Origin of the sequence: Eubacterium sp. AF22-8LB (assembly GCF_003458715.1) — a bacterium.
In the GTDB taxonomy this organism is placed as follows: Bacteria; Bacillota_I; Bacilli_A; order Erysipelotrichales; family Erysipelotrichaceae; genus Holdemanella.
Genome location: NZ_QRVI01000002.1, coordinates 54958 through 72188, shown reverse-complemented (window position 1 = coordinate 72188; position 17231 = coordinate 54958). Strand labels below are relative to the sequence as shown.

At 30.0% G+C, this 17231-nt stretch carries 16 protein-coding genes; 2 read left to right on the top strand and 14 right to left on the bottom strand.

From position 1 onward, the window contains the following. Positions 1 to 49: 49 nt before the first annotated feature. Entirely contained in the window at positions 50 to 904 is an 855-nt protein-coding gene (locus DWY01_RS01270) for a YitT family protein (protein ID WP_199519819.1), read from the top strand. A gap of 124 nt (positions 905 to 1028) precedes the next feature. Here DWY01_RS01270 and DWY01_RS11750 read toward each other — a convergent pair whose 3' ends face one another. The 5 genes from DWY01_RS11750 to DWY01_RS01250 form a co-directional block, all read right to left on the bottom strand. Next, positions 1029 to 1496 carry a PTS glucose transporter subunit IIA gene (locus tag DWY01_RS11750; RefSeq protein ID WP_243001934.1) on the bottom strand — a complete coding sequence of 156 codons (468 nt, stop codon included), beginning with the start codon at positions 1494 to 1496 and terminating at the stop codon, positions 1029 to 1031. Then, positions 1496 to 3103: a PTS transporter subunit EIIC gene (locus DWY01_RS01265; protein WP_217293540.1), complete on the bottom strand. Its 1608-nt coding sequence runs from the start codon at positions 3101 to 3103 to the stop codon at positions 1496 to 1498. Before DWY01_RS01265 ends, DWY01_RS11750 begins: the two co-directional genes overlap by 1 nt. Before the next feature lie 14 nt (positions 3104 to 3117). Further along, entirely contained in the window at positions 3118 to 4149 is a 1032-nt protein-coding gene (locus tag DWY01_RS01260; protein WP_117992532.1) for an aldose epimerase family protein, read from the bottom strand. After that, positions 4139 to 5530: a 6-phospho-beta-glucosidase gene (locus DWY01_RS01255; protein ID WP_117992531.1), complete on the bottom strand. Its 1392-nt coding sequence runs from the start codon at positions 5528 to 5530 to the stop codon at positions 4139 to 4141. The genes DWY01_RS01260 and DWY01_RS01255 overlap by 11 nt, the downstream gene beginning before the upstream one ends. A 138-nt stretch (positions 5531 to 5668) precedes the next feature. Further along, positions 5669 to 6526, bottom strand: coding sequence for a MurR/RpiR family transcriptional regulator (locus DWY01_RS01250; protein WP_117992530.1), 858 nt, complete (start codon positions 6524 to 6526; stop codon positions 5669 to 5671). 243 nt (positions 6527 to 6769) lie between these two features. Here DWY01_RS01250 and DWY01_RS01245 point away from each other — a divergent pair, with 243 nt between their 5' ends. Then, positions 6770 to 6961, top strand: coding sequence for a tyrosine-type recombinase/integrase (locus DWY01_RS01245; protein WP_243001933.1), 192 nt, complete (start codon positions 6770 to 6772; stop codon positions 6959 to 6961). Between the two features lie 243 nt (positions 6962 to 7204). On the opposite strand, the gene DWY01_RS01240 is transcribed toward DWY01_RS01245, so the two are convergent. The 9 genes from DWY01_RS01240 to DWY01_RS01200 all read right to left on the bottom strand — a co-directional run bounded on the left by DWY01_RS01240 (position 7205) and on the right by DWY01_RS01200 (position 16790). Continuing rightward, entirely contained in the window at positions 7205 to 7834 is a 630-nt protein-coding gene (locus tag DWY01_RS01240; RefSeq protein ID WP_117992528.1) for a putative bacteriocin export ABC transporter, read from the bottom strand. Next, entirely contained in the window at positions 7831 to 9861 is a 2031-nt protein-coding gene (locus tag DWY01_RS01235) for a DUF1430 domain-containing protein (protein WP_117992527.1), read from the bottom strand. Before DWY01_RS01235 ends, DWY01_RS01240 begins: the two co-directional genes overlap by 4 nt. 32 nt (positions 9862 to 9893) lie before the next feature. After that, positions 9894 to 10148 (bottom strand): hypothetical protein, encoded by a 255-nt coding sequence (locus tag DWY01_RS01230; protein ID WP_199519818.1) that lies wholly within the window; start codon positions 10146 to 10148, stop codon positions 9894 to 9896. Beyond that, positions 10129 to 11469: a hypothetical protein gene (locus tag DWY01_RS01225; RefSeq protein ID WP_117992526.1), complete on the bottom strand. Its 1341-nt coding sequence runs from the start codon at positions 11467 to 11469 to the stop codon at positions 10129 to 10131. Before DWY01_RS01225 ends, DWY01_RS01230 begins: the two co-directional genes overlap by 20 nt. 1 nt (position 11470) lies before the next feature. Next, positions 11471 to 12586, bottom strand: a complete 1116-nt coding sequence (locus DWY01_RS01220; protein ID WP_117992525.1) for an ABC transporter permease subunit — start codon at positions 12584 to 12586, stop codon at positions 11471 to 11473. Positions 12587 to 12588: 2 nt separating this feature from the next. Then, a complete protein-coding gene (locus tag DWY01_RS01215) occupies positions 12589 to 13458 on the bottom strand; it encodes an ABC transporter ATP-binding protein (RefSeq protein WP_117992524.1) in 870 nt (289 codons plus the stop codon). A gap of 111 nt (positions 13459 to 13569) precedes the next feature. Further along, the gene (locus DWY01_RS01210; RefSeq protein WP_117992523.1) at positions 13570 to 14895 is read right to left on the bottom strand and encodes a hypothetical protein; all 1326 of its coding nucleotides are present in this window, start codon (positions 14893 to 14895) and stop codon (positions 13570 to 13572) included. A 4-nt stretch (positions 14896 to 14899) separates the two neighbouring features. Beyond that, on the bottom strand, positions 14900 to 15907 hold the full coding sequence (locus tag DWY01_RS01205) for a hypothetical protein (RefSeq protein WP_117992522.1): 1008 nt from the start codon (positions 15905 to 15907) through the stop codon (positions 14900 to 14902). A gap of 4 nt (positions 15908 to 15911) precedes the next feature. After that, entirely contained in the window at positions 15912 to 16790 is an 879-nt protein-coding gene (locus tag DWY01_RS01200) for an ABC transporter ATP-binding protein (RefSeq protein WP_117992521.1), read from the bottom strand. Positions 16791 to 17231: the final 441 nt, after the last annotated feature.

Here is a 17231-nt window from a genome sequence, read left to right as displayed (position 1 = left end):
TTCTTTTTTTGCACTTTTTTTGGCATAATTAAGGTTGGAGGTTTTGAAAATGAAAACGAATACATTAAAAAGCTTTTTGACTATCACACTTGCCATGTTTATCATCAGTGTCGCCATATATTTCTTCTTGATTCCAAGTCAAGTTATCACTGGAAGTGTTACCGGTTTAGCTATGGTTTTAGCTAAAATCACAAGCTTATCTATTTCTACCCTTACCTTTGTGATCAACACATTATTGTTGATTTTAGGTATTGTTCTAATTGGAAAGGAATTTGGGGCAAAAACGATTTATGCCTCTTTATTATTGCCTTTATTTCTGGCTGTATTTGAAAGAGTCTATCCAAATAATATCTCTTTAACACAAAATGCTGTTTTTGACATGGCTACATATATATTAATTTTAGCTTTTGGACAGACCATTCTATTCCGTGTAAACGCATCAAGTGGTGGAACGGATATCATCGCGAAAATTGTAAATAAATATACACATATGGATTTAGGCAAAGCTTGTACATTAGTCGGTCTACTCATTTGTACAACAAGTCTAATTGTATATGATATTGGTGCTTTAGTGGTTGGTGCATTGGCAACACTAGCCAATGGTCAAGCTGTAGATTATTTTATTGATGGTTTTAATAAGAAAAAGAAGATTTGTATCTTATCCAAAGAATATGAAGTCATTCAAGATTATATTATGAACACATTAAAGCGTGGTGTTACTTTATATTCCGCAAAAGGTGGTTATGATAAGACAGAACATACAGAGCTTGTCACAATCATGGCTACAAATGAATATAAAAAATTACTATATTATCTTCAAGAGAGTGATATTGAAGCATTTGTAACGGTATCAACAGTTAATGAAGTCATCGGTACTTGGAACACTAAGAAAAATCACATTTAAAAGGACTCAGTCTCATAGTTTAATTGCACTTTCGATAATCCTTTTAGTATTCGAAATGGATTGTGATATTTTGTTTTTTAATATACAAAAAGACTGTAGCGACTCACATATCGCTACAGTTTTATTATTTATATTGAACTTTTATTAAAGGTTTATCTAATTGATCGCCTTTTTCTAATTTAGAAATACGCTCATCATTAACAACTATCATCATCGTAATCGTATTATAGCCTTTTTCTTCAATCATTTCTTTATCGAAATATACAATAGGCTGACCTTTATTCACTCTATCATTTATATTCACTTTCTTAACGAATCCTTCGCCTTTTAATTCGACTGTATCCAATCCAATATGAATCAATATTTCAATACCATCATCTGATTGAATCCCAATCGCATGAAGGCTATCTTGGATCATAACAACTTGTCCATCAATAGGTGAAATAATTTCTCCATTACTAGGATTAATTGTGATTCCATCACCTAGTAATTTGTCTGCAAAAACTGAATCAGGAACATTTTCAATAGGCACAATATCTCCTTGCGCGCATTTAAAGATTTCTAACTCATTAACTTTCTTTCTAAAAAACATTATTGACTCACTTTCTCTACATATTCTTCAAAATCACTTTTTATAACTGTTACCTGTGGACCATAAATGATTTGAATTCCTTTACCCTTTTTAATTAACCCTTTTGATCCTGATTCTTTTAACAATTCTTCATTCACTAAACTTTCATCTACAACAGTTAAGCGAAGTCGAGTTGCACAAGCATCAATATCCACTAAATTATCAACTCCACCTACACCTTCTAGAATTAATTCTGATTTCGTGTTATTTTTATTTTTCAAATCCTCTTTCGTATACAACTTAATATTTGTTGAATTTTCTTCACGTCCTGGGGTCATAATATTAAATTTCTTAATCAAGAATGAGAAGATTAAATAGTATCCAATTGCGTAGATTACAAATAAAACTAACATCATTGGCCAATTTGTTTTTGTTGGTCCTTGAAGCAATCCATAAAGTGTAAAATCAATCAAACCACATGAGAAAGTTGTTCCAATACAAATATTCAACAGATGACATAACAAGAATGATAAACCTGCTAAACCACAGTGTAAAACAAATAGTCCTGGAGCAATAAATAAGAATGTAAATTCAATAGGTTCTGTAATACCTGTTAAGAATGAAGTTAAACCTGCTGAAAATAATAAACCGGCTACTACTTTTTTATTTTCAGGTCTAGCACATTTATACATAGCATATGCGGCTGCTGGTAATCCTGCCATCATAAACGAATATTTACCAGTCATAAAACGACATGCATCTACGCTAAAGCGTACCGTATTAGGTGATGCCAATTCTGCAAAGAAGATATTTTGTGCACCTGCAACTACAACTCCATCAATAGTTGCCGTTCCACCAAGTGCTGTCTGCCAAAATGGGATATAGAATACATGGTGAAGGCCAAATGGAATCAATGCACGTTCAAGGAATCCAAAAATAAATGTTCCTGCATATCCAGAAGCTGTTACTAAATTACCTAATGTAAAGATTCCACTTTGTACAAATGGCCATACAAAGAAGCAAAGAATTCCTACAAAAATATACACAATAGTACTGATGATTGGTACAAATCGAACTCCTGAAAAGAATGATAATGCCATAGGCAATTCTTGTTTGTAGAACTTATTATGTAATGCTGCAACTCCTAATCCTACAATAATTCCTCCAAACACACCCATTTCTAATGATGTAATTCCTAGTACACTAGACAATTGTCCTTGCAAAACAAAATCTGCCTGACTTCCATCTGGAAGAATATAACCAGAAATCTTTAGCATCGCATTAATAGATGTGTGCATTACAATAAACGCAATTCCAGATGATAAAACTGCAACTGCCTTTTCTTTTCTTGCCATACCTAATGCAACTGCTAATGCAAAAATCAAAGGTAAATTTCCAAAAATCGCTGTACCTACCTGAGACATAATTGTCAATAAACCATTTAATACAGTTCCTGATCCTAATAATCCTGTTAAATGATATGTCTCAATCGTTGTTTGATTTGTAAACGAAGAACCTAACCCTAATAAAAGGCCTGCGATTGGTAAAACGGATACTGGTAAAAAGAAAGACTTTCCTACCTGCTGGATCGTAGCAAAAAACTTTCCAGTCTCTTTAGACTTATTCATATTTCATTTTCCTCCTAATAAAACTGATACATTGTCGTTGAAATAAAATTTTTATTTGAATCAAAGATTGGTTTTTCAAAACCTTTTGTGTTAATAGCATTTGGAAAATAATCCGGTTCCATACAAAATGCATCATACTTTTTATAAACAACTCCATTTTTACCTATTGTATTTTTTAATGAATTTGATGTATAAAACTGCATTCCTGGCATATCCGAGTACACATCCATGTGTATTCCACTTTTCATATTTCTAGTTTGAGCAATTAATCGAAATCCCGTATGAGGATGATCAAGTACATAGTTATGGTCATACCCTTTTTCAATTTGTAGTTGGTGATAATTTGAATTTAATCTATCTTTAATAAATGAATACTTTGTTAAATCCATTGGTGTATTTTTTACTTCTCTAATTTCACCAGTTGGAATTATATCTTCATCAACAGGCGTAAATGATTTCGCATGAATACAGAACTCTGTAGAAAATATATTTTCTCCCAAATTAAAATATGTATGATTCGTAACGTTTAAAACCGTTCTTTTATTTGATGTCGCAAAGTATGACAATATCAATCCATTTGTCTCTGTCAATGTATATGTCATCTTTATATAGACTTCGCCTGGAAAGCCTTGCTCCATATCACAACTGAAATAAGATAAACATACAGAATTGTCACCAGTGATTTCATAATCCCAAATCACTTTATGAAACCCATGCTCTTTATCACTATGGATATTATGGTTTCCTCTATTCTTATCTAATAAATATGTTTTGCCATCCAATTCAAATTTTGCATTCGATATACGATTCACATTGCGACCTACCGTTGCCCCAAACATTGGATGATTATCCAGATATTCTTCTAATGAGTCATATCCCAATACTACATCCTGAAAATTACCCTTTTTATCTTTAACAAACAAGGATATTAGAATAGCACCAAAATTAGTGATTACGGCTTTCATACCTTGCTTATTTACGATTTCAAACTTGTAAACTTCTTTGCCCGATGGATGTATTCCAAATATTTCTTTTTTAACGCTCATGAGCAATAATCTCGTTCACTACTGAATCTTTGATTGTTATATTTTCTTTTTCTAATTTTTCAATTGTAGACTTAAATTGTGGTAAATAATTCTTATGTGCAATCAACAATTCATCTAAAACACGTTTTGCATTTTCTCCCGATGGAATCAATTCATTTAATGTAAATGCTTCAAGTGCCAATCCATAATTACCTGTAACTGCAGCTTCGATTGTACATTCTTCCATTGCCTTCATACATTGAAGCCATCCTCTTTGTGCACTTGGTAATTTTCCCCAAGCAACAGGCATTGCTCCTTTTACCCCAATATAGCAGCTTACTTCAACAATTGAATCTTCAGGCAATTCTGGAATTGCTCCTCTATTTTTTGTGCTGACAACCATATGAGTCTGTTTATTGTTGTAAATCGCATTGATACATTCACACGCTGCATCGCTGTAATAAGCTCCACCACGTTTTGATAACTCTTCTGGTTTATGATCTAAATTCGGATTTTTATATAATTCAAACAATTTATTTTCTGTTTCTTTTACTTGTTGACCACGAGTACCAATTGTTTCATATTCCATCAAACTATGCTCTAACATTTCTTGTTGACGATAATAATATCTATGGTATCCACAAGGAATCATATTCATTTCTCTGATTTGTTCTCCAAAGAAAGGAACGTTATTGATGTTTGCTGGAAGACCAACATCTTTTCCATCCAACATAGCATCAATTACTTTACTTGTTAATTCATTTCCATCTTTATCATATACTTTGTGCCAATGAAAGTGATTTAATCCTACGAATTGATAAATCAACTCATTTGGATCTACATTTAATGCAATAGGCTCTTTCATCATAGCAATCGTTGGAACATTACATAAACCGATACAACGATCCCACTTCCCGTATTTAATAACCGCTTCCGTTACCATTCCACTTGGATTTGTAAAATTAATTAACCATGCATTTGGACATAATTCTTTCATATCCTCTACAATATCAAGAATTACAGGAATAGTTCTAAACGCTTTAAAGATTCCACCAGCTCCATTTGTTTCTTGGCCTAACATTCCATAAGACAAAGGAATTCTCTCATCTTTAATTCTGGCTTCCAATAAGCCCACTCTAAATTGTGTTGTAACAAAATCCGCATCTTTTAATGCCTCTTTACGATCAAAGGTTACATGCACTTTTACATCATAGCCTGCTGCATCCCACATACGTTGTGACATTTTAGCATCAATATTTACTTTTTCTTTTCCTTGTTCAATATCGACAAGCCAAATTTCCTTAATTGGAAGTTCATTATAACGTTTAATGAAACCTTCCATCAATTCAGGTGTATAACTGCTTCCGCCACCAATCGTAACAATTTTCAATCCTTTTTTCATCATATTTTCTCCTTTTCTATTTGGTAGCTTTAATTTACTTTTTATCCAGTTGTTATTCAATATGCCCAAGAATCGAAGATAGTTTTTTCTACACAAAATAAAAAAGATTCAAAAAAATCTGAAACTTTTTGAATCTTTTTAATCCTTTGGTCGATCATCCATATAATCAATCGAATCATAAATATATTTTGTATTCTTTTTTCTTCTCACATTATAAATACAACCATACAAAACATCCATAATGTATTGCATAGCTATATGACTTGAAAACTGAGACATCCTATCTCGATTATTTTCAGAATCACTAATAGATAAATGATATGTCACATATTGAGAATAATAATTACTTCCTGCTTTTCCAATTTGTATAACTTTCACACCTTTTTCATATAATTTTTTTACAATTGGCAATATAAATGTAGCCTTTCCCGAATAAGATAGAATAATCGCTACGTGTTTTTGGTCCGAAGCCAATACAGTTAATCTTTGATTATAAAAGCTACTTGGACAGTTTACACTTCTTCCAATAGTCAACATTTTATCTTGAAAGTTTTCTGCAATATTTGAATTATGGGCATGAGTATAAACATCAATTACATCTGCCGAATCTATTAATTGTGAAACTGCTTTGATTTGGTCTAAATCAACATATTCAAATGTATCTTTAATAGCCTTCTCATAAAGTTCTAAAAGCTTAAAAGCTATCTGTCTTGGATTATCCTTTGCCTGAAATGGATAATTCACATTGATATATGAATTGTTTTCTAATAAATCAGCATTTTCTTTTGCGATACTCACTTTTAAATCATTGAATCCATTAAAACCTATCTTTTTCACAAAACGATGAATCGCAGATTTTGATATAAAAAGTATATCAGCTAATTCTTGAATTTTTAGTTTCGTAATCTCATCTTTATTATTTAAAATATAAGATGCGATTTCAGACTCTAGCGGTGTCATAGAATCACAAAGTTCTATCCTTTTTTCCAATTTCATGTTATACACCTCCAACTATTCCAATCATATCTAAGAATTCTTAAAATATAAAGAAAAAAATTAATAAAAGCATACTATTCACTTTCAAAAGTTTAAAAAATTTCATTTTTTGAAAGTGAGGCAATATGAAAACCATTGAAAGAACTGAATACCTGAATCGAATAAAGGATCTGAAGGATACGCCTTATATAAAAGTTATTACCGGTATCAGAAAATCGGGTAAGTCAATACTGATGCAGAAGTATGAAACGATTAAACATGAAGCACACTCCACATGATACAAGACATACTTGTATATCATTACTGACAAAAGCGGATGTGAATCCAACTACAATCAAGAAGATTGTTGGCCATAAAGGTGCAATGAGCTTGACTGTAAAAGTATATACTCACATGGATTATCAAATATTATTGGATACGATCAACAAAATATAAAAAATGGCCTCGAAGTGATATTCTTCGAGGTTTTTAGTTTAAATCTTTGTGTGGCCTACATGTGTCCTACTTGTGTCCTACGCATACGATTTTATAGCAATTAGGCAAAAGAAAAAAGCCTTTATATAAAGGCTTTTGCGTTCTCTTAGCAAGTAAAATACTAACGTTTAGAGAACTGAATGTTTCTTTATTTAAAGCACATTCAGTTATTTTTGCGTCTTATACGCGTGCTTAAAGTGCATTTTAGATATTTATTATACGATCCGCTCTTTCTACAAGCTCTTCATCGTGACTGACTATCACAATTGTTTTTCCCTGTGACTGCATTTTCTTTAGGATTTTAAACACAACCTCTTTGTTTGCTGAATCCAAACTTCCTGTTGGTTCATCTGCCAAAATCAATTGACATGGTTTGATTAAAAGACGAGCTAAGGCAACTCTCTGTTGCTCTCCACCAGAGCATTCACATATCTTTTTATTTTCGAAACCTTTTAAACCCACATCTTCAAGTGCTTTTAATATTCTTTCCTTCTTATCTGGAAATGAAAAGTGATCAATAGACAAATACAAGTTGTAATACACGCTCTTATTATCAATCAACGCAAAATTCTGGAATAAATATCCTATTTTTGCCTTTAACAATTTATTGGCCTGTCTAGAAAATGGTTTTACATTTTTCTTATCAAAAACCACGATATTCCCTTTGTCTGGTGAATCCAAAAGACCAATCATATTTAACAATGTAGATTTTCCTGATCCTGAAGCACCTTGTATTGCGACAAAACTTCCTTGTTCTATTTCCATTGAGAAATCATCAAAAATCACATGATCATGATATTGTTTATGAATCTTATCAACAACTACTACCTTCATTCCAAATCTCCTTTCAAGGATAACAACACTTTCTTTCTTTCAAAATACGTTCTAAAAATTAGAGCTATCATAAAATCGATTAGAATTGTGAATATCCACAAATACAAGCCTATTGTCGAAATATTTTTTACAACTAGAACCACCCACAACAGCAAGACAAGATAAACAAACAGATTCACAATAATAAAATCACGATATTTTTGCCAGATGTTTTTTCCCAACAAACAATTTAAAGAAATCATCTTTCGATTTTCTAAAAAATATAAATATATAGATTGATACTGGAACAAGAATAAGACAATCACATATACAAAAAGTAATATAGCTGAATCTATAATCAATTTATTGATTACCATGGTCTTTTTTCCATAATCATAATTTTCATACGCATAATTCATATTTTGATACAATCCCTTAGATTTCAAGAAATCATTAATGGACTTCTTTACGGTTTTATCTTTATCCTTAATAAAAATACCAAATTGACTCATATCATAGTTTTCATCCACAACATAAATAATTGGATTTTTCACATGCCAATTATCCTCTCTTAAACTATGTGAAAGCATGACATAACCATCATCAAGTTGATCATACTCACACTCCGTAGCCAAACAATAACTTTCATCTATATTCACTGATTTTGGAGCATAAAGAGTACCAGGTTTAAATGTTTTAACTGGCTTACCATCCTTGTATAAATCATATTCCTTTAAATACTGCTCATTTACAATGATATAAGGATATGTTATTTCATCCTCATCACGATTTATTTTGGTTAAGAAATCTTCATATATATATGGATATTCTCGAATCTTTTCATTCAACTGGCTCATCGCATCTTGGTATCCCAAAGAAAACATATTTATATTAACACCCTCTAAACGAAGATAATTATTATAGGTTTCTTTGTATTTATTTAAGTAATACCCATCCTGAACCACTTGAGATGTATACTTAAATGAAGTCGATAATGGTATAAATATTGAAATCAAAAAGACACATTTCAATATAAACAGAGTCATTGAAATCCATCTAAACTGAGATTTTTTCAATATAACAACCGATTGAATTTGACTTAATAAGACATATATTATAAATCCAACTACAATCAGACAAAGCACAAAAAGAAGAGCAGACTGCAGTAAATATTGAATAAGTTCATGAGTAACAGGTCTATAATTTTGAACTACAAGAAGATATAATAAAGCTTGTGTTAATACAAACATCAATATGCTTAACAAATAAAATTTTCCATATAGCCTCTTATATATAAACCATGAAGTAGCACCTTGCATCTTACGAATAAAAACTTCTTTTCTAGATGTCAATGCATCAGATAAAAGACATAATAAAACCGCAATTGCTAAATACATCAAAATTCTCTTTAAAAACGAATAGTCAATCACTCCTGTAGAAAAATCGGATGTTGTGATATCACCATCCACTTTCAATTCAGATAATATTTTCGTATCCTCTAAATCCTTCAACAAATCCTGTTTGGAATTTGTGACAAAGTACAATGGAAACAATGTATTGCCATTCCAATCTTCTATATAATTCGCAAAAGTCTTTATTCTATGCACATTATTGTATTCACTATGATAATCTTGATCAATAAAATCAATCGTTGCATACCTATTTTTATCCTTATAAGAAGAAGACAAATAACAATCGCTATTTTTGTTAAAATCAATCGTTCTATTTTCTTCTGTATAAACTGGTAGTTTATTTTGTTTTGGAAGATATACATATTCCGTTTTTATATTTTTAGAAACTATGCCAACAAAACAAGGATACGAATGTTCTTGCAAAAAACTGTATACTTGATTAAATTGTTTTGTTCTTTCTTGCTTATCTTCACTCAATTGTAAATCAATTGGAACAACTTCCATATCGTTTTCTTGAGCAAACTTGTTACTCAGATTTATCACATCATTATATTGTTTCTGTGACAAGTCAACATAACTATCATAAAAAATAATACTTGATATAAAGATAACCAAAACCATTATTATTTTCTTCATAACCTGCTCCCTACTTTTTCAATTGTAGTTAATCAATCTCTTGTTCGAACATAATACAAAGATAGTAGTACCACTTCTACAATTCCATATGGAAACAGCCATAAATATGCAAATTCCGGATGTAATTCATCAATAGGTGTTTCTGAATTTTGGATTACAATTGCACCTGACTTTATATCTTCTACTTTTTTCTTATCATGATAAATATGCAAAGGACAAATAATAGCAAGCACAATTATGCATATCAATAATACTCTTCCTGGCTTTTTATTCATAATAATTTTCATTAAACACCTTTCTATTTAATACAAAAAGCAAAACATTGTATATTAGCAATACTATCATTCCAATTGAATATGGAAAACTACTTGTTCCAGTAATAATCATTGTTGGATCTCTATAAGTAAGTGGATTAATTATATTTATCATATTTAAAGAACCTAGCGGCGATAAAAAGTATAGTCCTGCTATAACAAATAAACTAATAAATAATCCTATATACGCATTTTTAATAAGATAAGAAACCATAAAAGTAAACTGATAATAAACACCAATCAACAATATAAACATTACTACTGTCAAAATAATGACAATTCCTAATGTCGTATAATCCAAATAAGGATTTCGTGCCATTTCTGTACTGTAATATGTTAAACCTACATTATACATAGCATTTTTCGAAATACAGTGTTGTGTTCCATTTACAAAATCTTTAATTCTTGAAAAACTAAAACCTGTAATTCCATCCACATTAGCTAAAATTGGATATTTAAAATTTTGAAATCCTGACTTTATGCCTAGAATGATTGAAAATATTAATATGGGAACAAATACAACGCCAAGAATCAAAATGAGATCTGAAGTGAATTTGTATATATAAAATTTATTTTTCAATCCGGGTATAACCATTAAAGATTTATCCAAACCATCGTCATGATAATTTTTTCGTACATTAAAGAATAACAATACTATTAGAATGGGAATGCCCAAAAACAATACATTTCGACTTAGTTGTATTAAAATTGTAGCACTGTCTACGCTTGAATAGCAAAGAGGGCTCAATTCATTTCGGTATAATCTCTCAAAATAACGTGCTCCCTGCTGATATGTTGGAATCATTTCATAGCCAGCCGTTCCTACAGGTTGAAACCATGTGCACTCTTTGGGATTTGGTGGTACTCGTGTTAATTTATATTTTTTTTGAATCTGTTTTAACTCTTTCTCATGATTTGTATAATCAAAAGTAGACCGTGATTTTATCGGTACGCTCGTACGCATATCCACATTGTAACAATAGACTTCCATACCCGTTATATACATTTTCTTCCACTGTTTATTCTCTTTGTAGTATTCAAAAAACTTCCCTTTATTATTTACAGATTCAATCTGTTTTTCGATATATTTTCTTTTCGAATCAGGTAAATTAAAACGAGTTAAAGCACTAACTTCCATTGATCCTTGAGATAATGAAAATACGTCTTCTATCTGTGCCTTATTGTTTAATACAACCAACATAACAAGTTCGCATATAAGTAAAAGCCCAATTAATATTTTAACCTGTGATTTTTTTAAGTTTCGTTTTATTTCAAATTTCATAAATTTAAACATATCAATCACCCGTTACAATCAAATCTTTCTTTTTTAACAATAAAATACTTGAAATCACACAAACTATTAAAACAACAATATTCATTATACAAACGGTTAAAATTTTATTCTGTTGAAGCATACTAAACATATCAACATTTAGAAATCCAATGAAATAATTTATTTTATGTAAGTTCTGACTAAAAAGATTAACCATTAAATAAAGCGTTATAGTAATCACCAAAGATGTCGTAGTTGATTTAAACAAGCAAGAAATTAATGTATAGACACCTATCAGAAATAAACTCATAGCTATTGTTATAAAAATAATATACATTAGTATCTTACTTTCCATATATATATGATTTCCCACTGAAAATGAATATTGCGTATTTCCCATACCAAAAATCATTGTATTTACGCCAAATAATAGAACTATCAAACCAATAAATCCAATTAACAAAAAAATAGAAAATACCACTTTAGTAAGAATAATTTTTAAAGTATCATATTTTGAAGTAAACAATATTTTATACACACCTTGATCGAATTCTTTAAATATATCAAAAATCAAAAGGAAGTATAAAATTAATAAAACTGCACCTAAATAATGATTCGATAAATTCACAGCCAAGTTAGATGTTGTACAAACATAAGGCGAATGCTTAATTGGAATATGATTCTTTTTTAAATACCTATATTCTTTCTGTGTCTTTTTTAGGTAATCTAAAGAATGCGTTGTATACGAAATAGTCATATACTTTTTTATTTTTCCTTCAATTAACAAATCATTCCACTGCATTAAATCATCTAAAGAAACAGCAGAGGTAGAATAATCACGGTATAGATCATTTGCACAGGAATACAGCCTTTTAAAATATTCAATCGCATTTCCATAATATTGTTTGTCTTTTTCTTTTTTAGCCAAAAACTGATAATTTGCCATATTCGTAATATCGTACATAGCGTTTTGTCTTGCCTTGGAAAACTGTTCAGTTTTTGCTTCTATGTATACATGATTTTGGTACCCGTTAAAAGAAACATATCCTATAAAAGAACAAAGAATCAATAAGAATACAAGCCAATTCTTTTTTGTGCGAATAAATTTATGCCATTCATACTTTAACAAATAAACCATATCTATTCTCCATAAATTCTTGTATACATATTCTCTAAATCATCGCTTGTATTAGTGATATCCAGCAGTTGAACGTCTTCTCTTTCTAATTTGCGTAAATATACGGATAGTTCATTTGGGTTTTGAATAGAAAATTCATATAGAAAATCTGATATTTTTCTAAACCGGTGGTCTGTTATTATTTTATTCACCCTAATTTGATATGTGATTGTCTGCTCTTGTTTTTCTACCTCTTTAATTTTACCATTTTCAATATAAATAATTCGATCAGCAATCTTTTCAATTTCATTTAATTGATGGCTAGAAATCAATAAAGACATTCCTTGTTCATCCACCATTTTACGAAGCTCTTTTCGCAATTCAAATACACCCGATGGATCCAATCCATTCATAGGCTCATCTAACATTAGGAACTGTGGAGAAGATAGCAATGCAATAGAAAGTGCTAATCTTTGTTTCATACCTAAAGAATAGCTAGATACAGGCTTCTTTAAATAATCTCCTATTCGTGTATAATCTGCCATTTGTTGCAGTTTATCTTTCGATACATTTTTTAAGCTGGCAAATATCTCAAGATTTTCATAACCAGTCATATTAAAGAAAAGTCCTGGACTTTCAATCAAACTAGCCTGATGCGACAAAGCCTTCTCTCTTTGACTTTGTATATCATGACCACATATAGTAACATTTCCAGAATCCATATGAATTAACCCGCATAAACATTTCATTAATGTACTTTTACCTGCACCATTAGGACCAATAAAACCTACAATTTCATTTTCTCGAATAGAGAACGAAATATCATCTAACACTAAATGCTTGCCATATGACTTACACAAATTTAAAACATCTAAAACATTTTGTTTTATCATTATAAATAGCCCTCCTTTTTTTAGTTAGAGGTTAGAACAATTGAAAATGTTACAAAAATAAATGTAAACCAAAACATTTCTTTTATCATTTTCTATACAACAATATTTTTTTCATAAGCTCATCTTATCTTTCTGTCGAACACTCACATAATTTATAAATAGTAAAGCAAAAATAAAAACGACACATATACAAATCGAATTCAACCAATTTTGCATACCACAACCCGATAAAACACTCAAACTTGGGGTTATACTAAACGGATTTATAAAAGATATCAAATCCATTCTTTGACTGATGACATATAAAATAATACAAATTATTCCAGATAAATAATTAAATCCTGTTTTCGTGAAGGTATATACACAAAACATAGCCATTTGAATATAAAGTTCTAATTTTAGAAGAATTAATGGTAAAGATATTATTAAAGCTTTCCATAATGGAATAAAAGATAAATCAGGTATAAATCCTTGTTCTGTCGCATAATATTCAGACATATTATTTATGACATAATTATCTGTATGATACATCCTTTTAAAAGAGAAAAAATGTTTAGTGTCAGCCAACAGCCATGTATCCCATCCTGCAAAGCCATTACTAATTCCTAGCAAAAGAAAAGGAATACCAATTGATGCAATCATAAGAAGTAAAAAAGCTATAAATACTTTTACTTGTATGTGTACGAAAAAGTGCACATCATTTAATTGTTCGAGCTCAAAAACACCTGTCTTTTTTTCGTACATTAAAACAACAACACAATAAATCAAACATAGAGGCATAAACAAATACGCAAATGAACTGTCTATTCTTAACTGGTGTGCTAAAAAATACCATGGACCTTTTCCTACATATTGTTCCGTATTTGTTTCTAATTGATGTAGCTGTTCTTGAACAGATAATTCAACGGTTCTATAATCCTCTTTTTTATTTTGAGATATTTGGCTACCAATCATAAAAATCCGACTCTGATCAAATGAAATATCTGCTTCTTCAAAGCCTAAGTTATGAACTTGGCGCATAAATTTTTGATCACCATTCTTTTTTAAAGCATCCAAATGATACAGCTTATCCCATAATGTAATTTCATTATATCTTTTTATTAATCCTTTATTTTTAAAAACTTCTTTTCCATATTTGTTAAATAAATTCCATCCAGCTTTGGCATTATCAATAGCCCAGCTTAAATAATCCTGATAACTATTCCAATACACCTTTTCCTCTGCACCCATATGTTTTACGGCCATGTATTGTAGATTGATATCTGATAAAGCTTTTTGGTATTGTTGAATCTGTGTTTCAAAAATATTCATATTCTGTTCCACATCATACTCATGTCCCATATAATTTGGTACTTGCACCATGTTCAATACCAATAAAATGAAAAAGATAACAGCACTCACTTTATTCTTTAATACACTTTTTATTTCTAAACCCATAAACTTAACCCAAATCCAATCTTTCTAAATAGAGACATGAAATGAACTGTATGCATATTGCGCCTATAAAAAACAAAGATGTATAGGCCCATAAAGTTTCAATATGCAAATATGTATACATAAAAACAAATAATAACCCCGTCAACATTAGACTCATTCCTTTATTTTTCGTCAACAAAGATAAACATTGTATACATGAAGCACTAAACAAAACCCATCCAAGTACAGAAAGAATATGATGAAACAAGTAAATAATCACTGGTGTTGTTCCAATCAATAACTCTATGCCACTTCCACAATTTATATATCCAATCAAATACAATACAACGAAAAATAGTATACTAAAAAAAACAGTGATAAAAATATGTAACAACGCGCGAAGTATATATACATATTTACGACTTTTCCCTATTGTAAATAAATATCGAAATGTATTGTTTTCTAAATCTTTAGACCATATATCCACATTCCACACTAGAATCAAAATCATGAATAAATAAAAGAAAAGATTGTTTCCTTTTAAAAATTGCACCATCAAATAACAACCCGTCGGTTTATTTTGATATACAAAGTCATAATATTCATTTTCAATATATGTTTTTTCCATTTGGATTCGTTTTTTTAAGTCTTGTTTATTATTTTGAAGAATCGATTTAAAATTTGACAAATCCATACCTGAATCAATATATTTTAAAATATTTTGATCCCTATCATACATATCTTTTGCAATAATTTTTGCATCCTCGTCATTTTTCCAATCACTTAATAACTTTTGACAATAAATACTGTCCTCTCTAAAAAAGGCATTCAGTTTTTCTTTTGGAAGAATATTGATTCTTTGGTTTTCTTCATTTATCATTTCATAATAATACATGATTTGATTGGATGCATATTGTTCATATTCAGTATTGTATTTAAAAAAATACACGGATAAAACGCCAATTAAAACAAGGATCAATACTAAAATATTTCTTTTTGAAAAAAGAAATCTTAATTCATTTTTTAATAACATACGCTTAACCCTTATATAGTTCCTTATAATATGTTTCCAAATCCTGATGCACTTCAGCTAAGGAATAAACCAAAACATCATTTTGAATCAGTATTTGCAAGGATTTAGAAAATTCTTCTTTGGAATCACATTGCATATAAAGAACATGCTCTTTAATAAAAGAATTTTTTAAAAGAAGCAATACATTTTTCGGATTAGAAACTTCTAGTCGATAAATCGAATGATTTTGACGAAGTTCGTCCATATTCTTCTCTTTGATCAATTTTCCACTTTTAATAAATAAAGCTCGATCAGCTAATTTATCGAGTTCACTTAGCTGATGAGAAGATAATAAAATACTTGTTCCTTCATTTCGTATAGTTAAAAGCTTATTTCTTAAATCAAATATAGCTTGTGGATCTAAACCATTCGTAGGCTCATCAATAATAAGCAATTTAGGTTTAGCCATCATAGCCAAAGCCAATACTAATCTTTGTTTCATTCCCATCGAATAATGTTCTGTGGCTCGATATAAGCCATCCTTTAAATCACTGAATTGCTCCATTTCCTCAATTCTTTTAGAATCTAAATGTTTCCAATTTGCCATGATTTTAAAATGTTCATGTCCAGATAACTCTGGATATAAAGATGGATATTCAATACTTACACCTATATTTTTTAACGCATTGGATGAATCGCTCTTTAAATCATGTCCACAGATAGTAATTTTTCCTTCATTCATATGATATAGTCCTGTAATACATTTCATAATTGTACTTTTTCCAGCACCATTTGGCCCAATCAGCCCTACTATTTCATTTTCGAAAATTGAAAAACTAATATTATCTAAAATCTTGCGATTTTTAATCTGCTTTGAAACACCTTCAACTTTGAGTATTTCCATATATATATTCCCCCCATATTCCTTCCCTAAATAATAAGAGACAGCAAAATGTTATCTCTTAAATACTTATAGCTTAAATCCATAATTCGGTTTACGCTTTATTTATCTCATAAATACTATATTTCCACTAGACTTGGTTTAGCCAGTGCATTAGTTCTTGCATTGAATATGATTATATTGTCACCATTTTAAAAACAAGTATTATATAGTGATCGTTTCATTGCAATTGCAAATATCCATTAAAAAAAACTCTTTCTGATTTCAGAATAAATTAATTGTAATAAAAAAGCAATATCAACTTTTTAATTAAGTTTTTCATAATACGTAATAGAATCATTAAAAGAATTTCGAATAAATAAGACAAATCAAAAAAGTATCCAAGCTTCCGTTGTTTTAAGACGGAGAAGGATACCATTTTGAATACATACATAAGCAGTATAC

Bases quoted from the DNA above. Each gene is read 5' to 3' on its own strand.
- DWY01_RS01205 (WP_117992522.1), bottom strand. From the start codon at position 15,907: ATGTTATTAAAAAATGAATTAAGATTTCTTTTTTCAAAAAGAAATATT.
- DWY01_RS01230 (WP_199519818.1), bottom strand. From the start codon at position 10,148: ATGAAAATTATTATGAATAAAAAGCCAGGAAGAGTATTATTGATATGC.
- DWY01_RS01220 (WP_117992525.1), bottom strand. From the start codon at position 12,586: ATGGTTTATTTGTTAAAGTATGAATGGCATAAATTTATTCGCACAAAA.
- DWY01_RS01245 (WP_243001933.1), top strand. From the start codon at position 6,770: ATGAAACGATTAAACATGAAGCACACTCCACATGATACAAGACATACT.
- DWY01_RS01250 (WP_117992530.1), bottom strand. From the start codon at position 6,526: ATGAAATTGGAAAAAAGGATAGAACTTTGTGATTCTATGACACCGCTA.
- DWY01_RS01265 (WP_217293540.1), bottom strand. From the start codon at position 3,103: ATGAATAAGTCTAAAGAGACTGGAAAGTTTTTTGCTACGATCCAGCAG.
- DWY01_RS01210 (WP_117992523.1), bottom strand. From the start codon at position 14,895: ATGGGTTTAGAAATAAAAAGTGTATTAAAGAATAAAGTGAGTGCTGTT.
- DWY01_RS11750 (WP_243001934.1), bottom strand. From the start codon at position 1,496: ATGTTTTTTAGAAAGAAAGTTAATGAGTTAGAAATCTTTAAATGCGCG.
- DWY01_RS01200 (WP_117992521.1), bottom strand. From the start codon at position 16,790: ATGGAAATACTCAAAGTTGAAGGTGTTTCAAAGCAGATTAAAAATCGC.
- DWY01_RS01240 (WP_117992528.1), bottom strand. From the start codon at position 7,834: ATGAAGGTAGTAGTTGTTGATAAGATTCATAAACAATATCATGATCAT.
- DWY01_RS01270 (WP_199519819.1), top strand. From the start codon at position 50: ATGAAAACGAATACATTAAAAAGCTTTTTGACTATCACACTTGCCATG.
- DWY01_RS01255 (WP_117992531.1), bottom strand. From the start codon at position 5,530: ATGAAAAAAGGATTGAAAATTGTTACGATTGGTGGCGGAAGCAGTTAT.
- DWY01_RS01225 (WP_117992526.1), bottom strand. From the start codon at position 11,469: ATGTTTAAATTTATGAAATTTGAAATAAAACGAAACTTAAAAAAATCA.
- DWY01_RS01235 (WP_117992527.1), bottom strand. From the start codon at position 9,861: ATGAAGAAAATAATAATGGTTTTGGTTATCTTTATATCAAGTATTATT.
- DWY01_RS01260 (WP_117992532.1), bottom strand. From the start codon at position 4,149: ATGAGCGTTAAAAAAGAAATATTTGGAATACATCCATCGGGCAAAGAA.
- DWY01_RS01215 (WP_117992524.1), bottom strand. From the start codon at position 13,458: ATGATAAAACAAAATGTTTTAGATGTTTTAAATTTGTGTAAGTCATAT.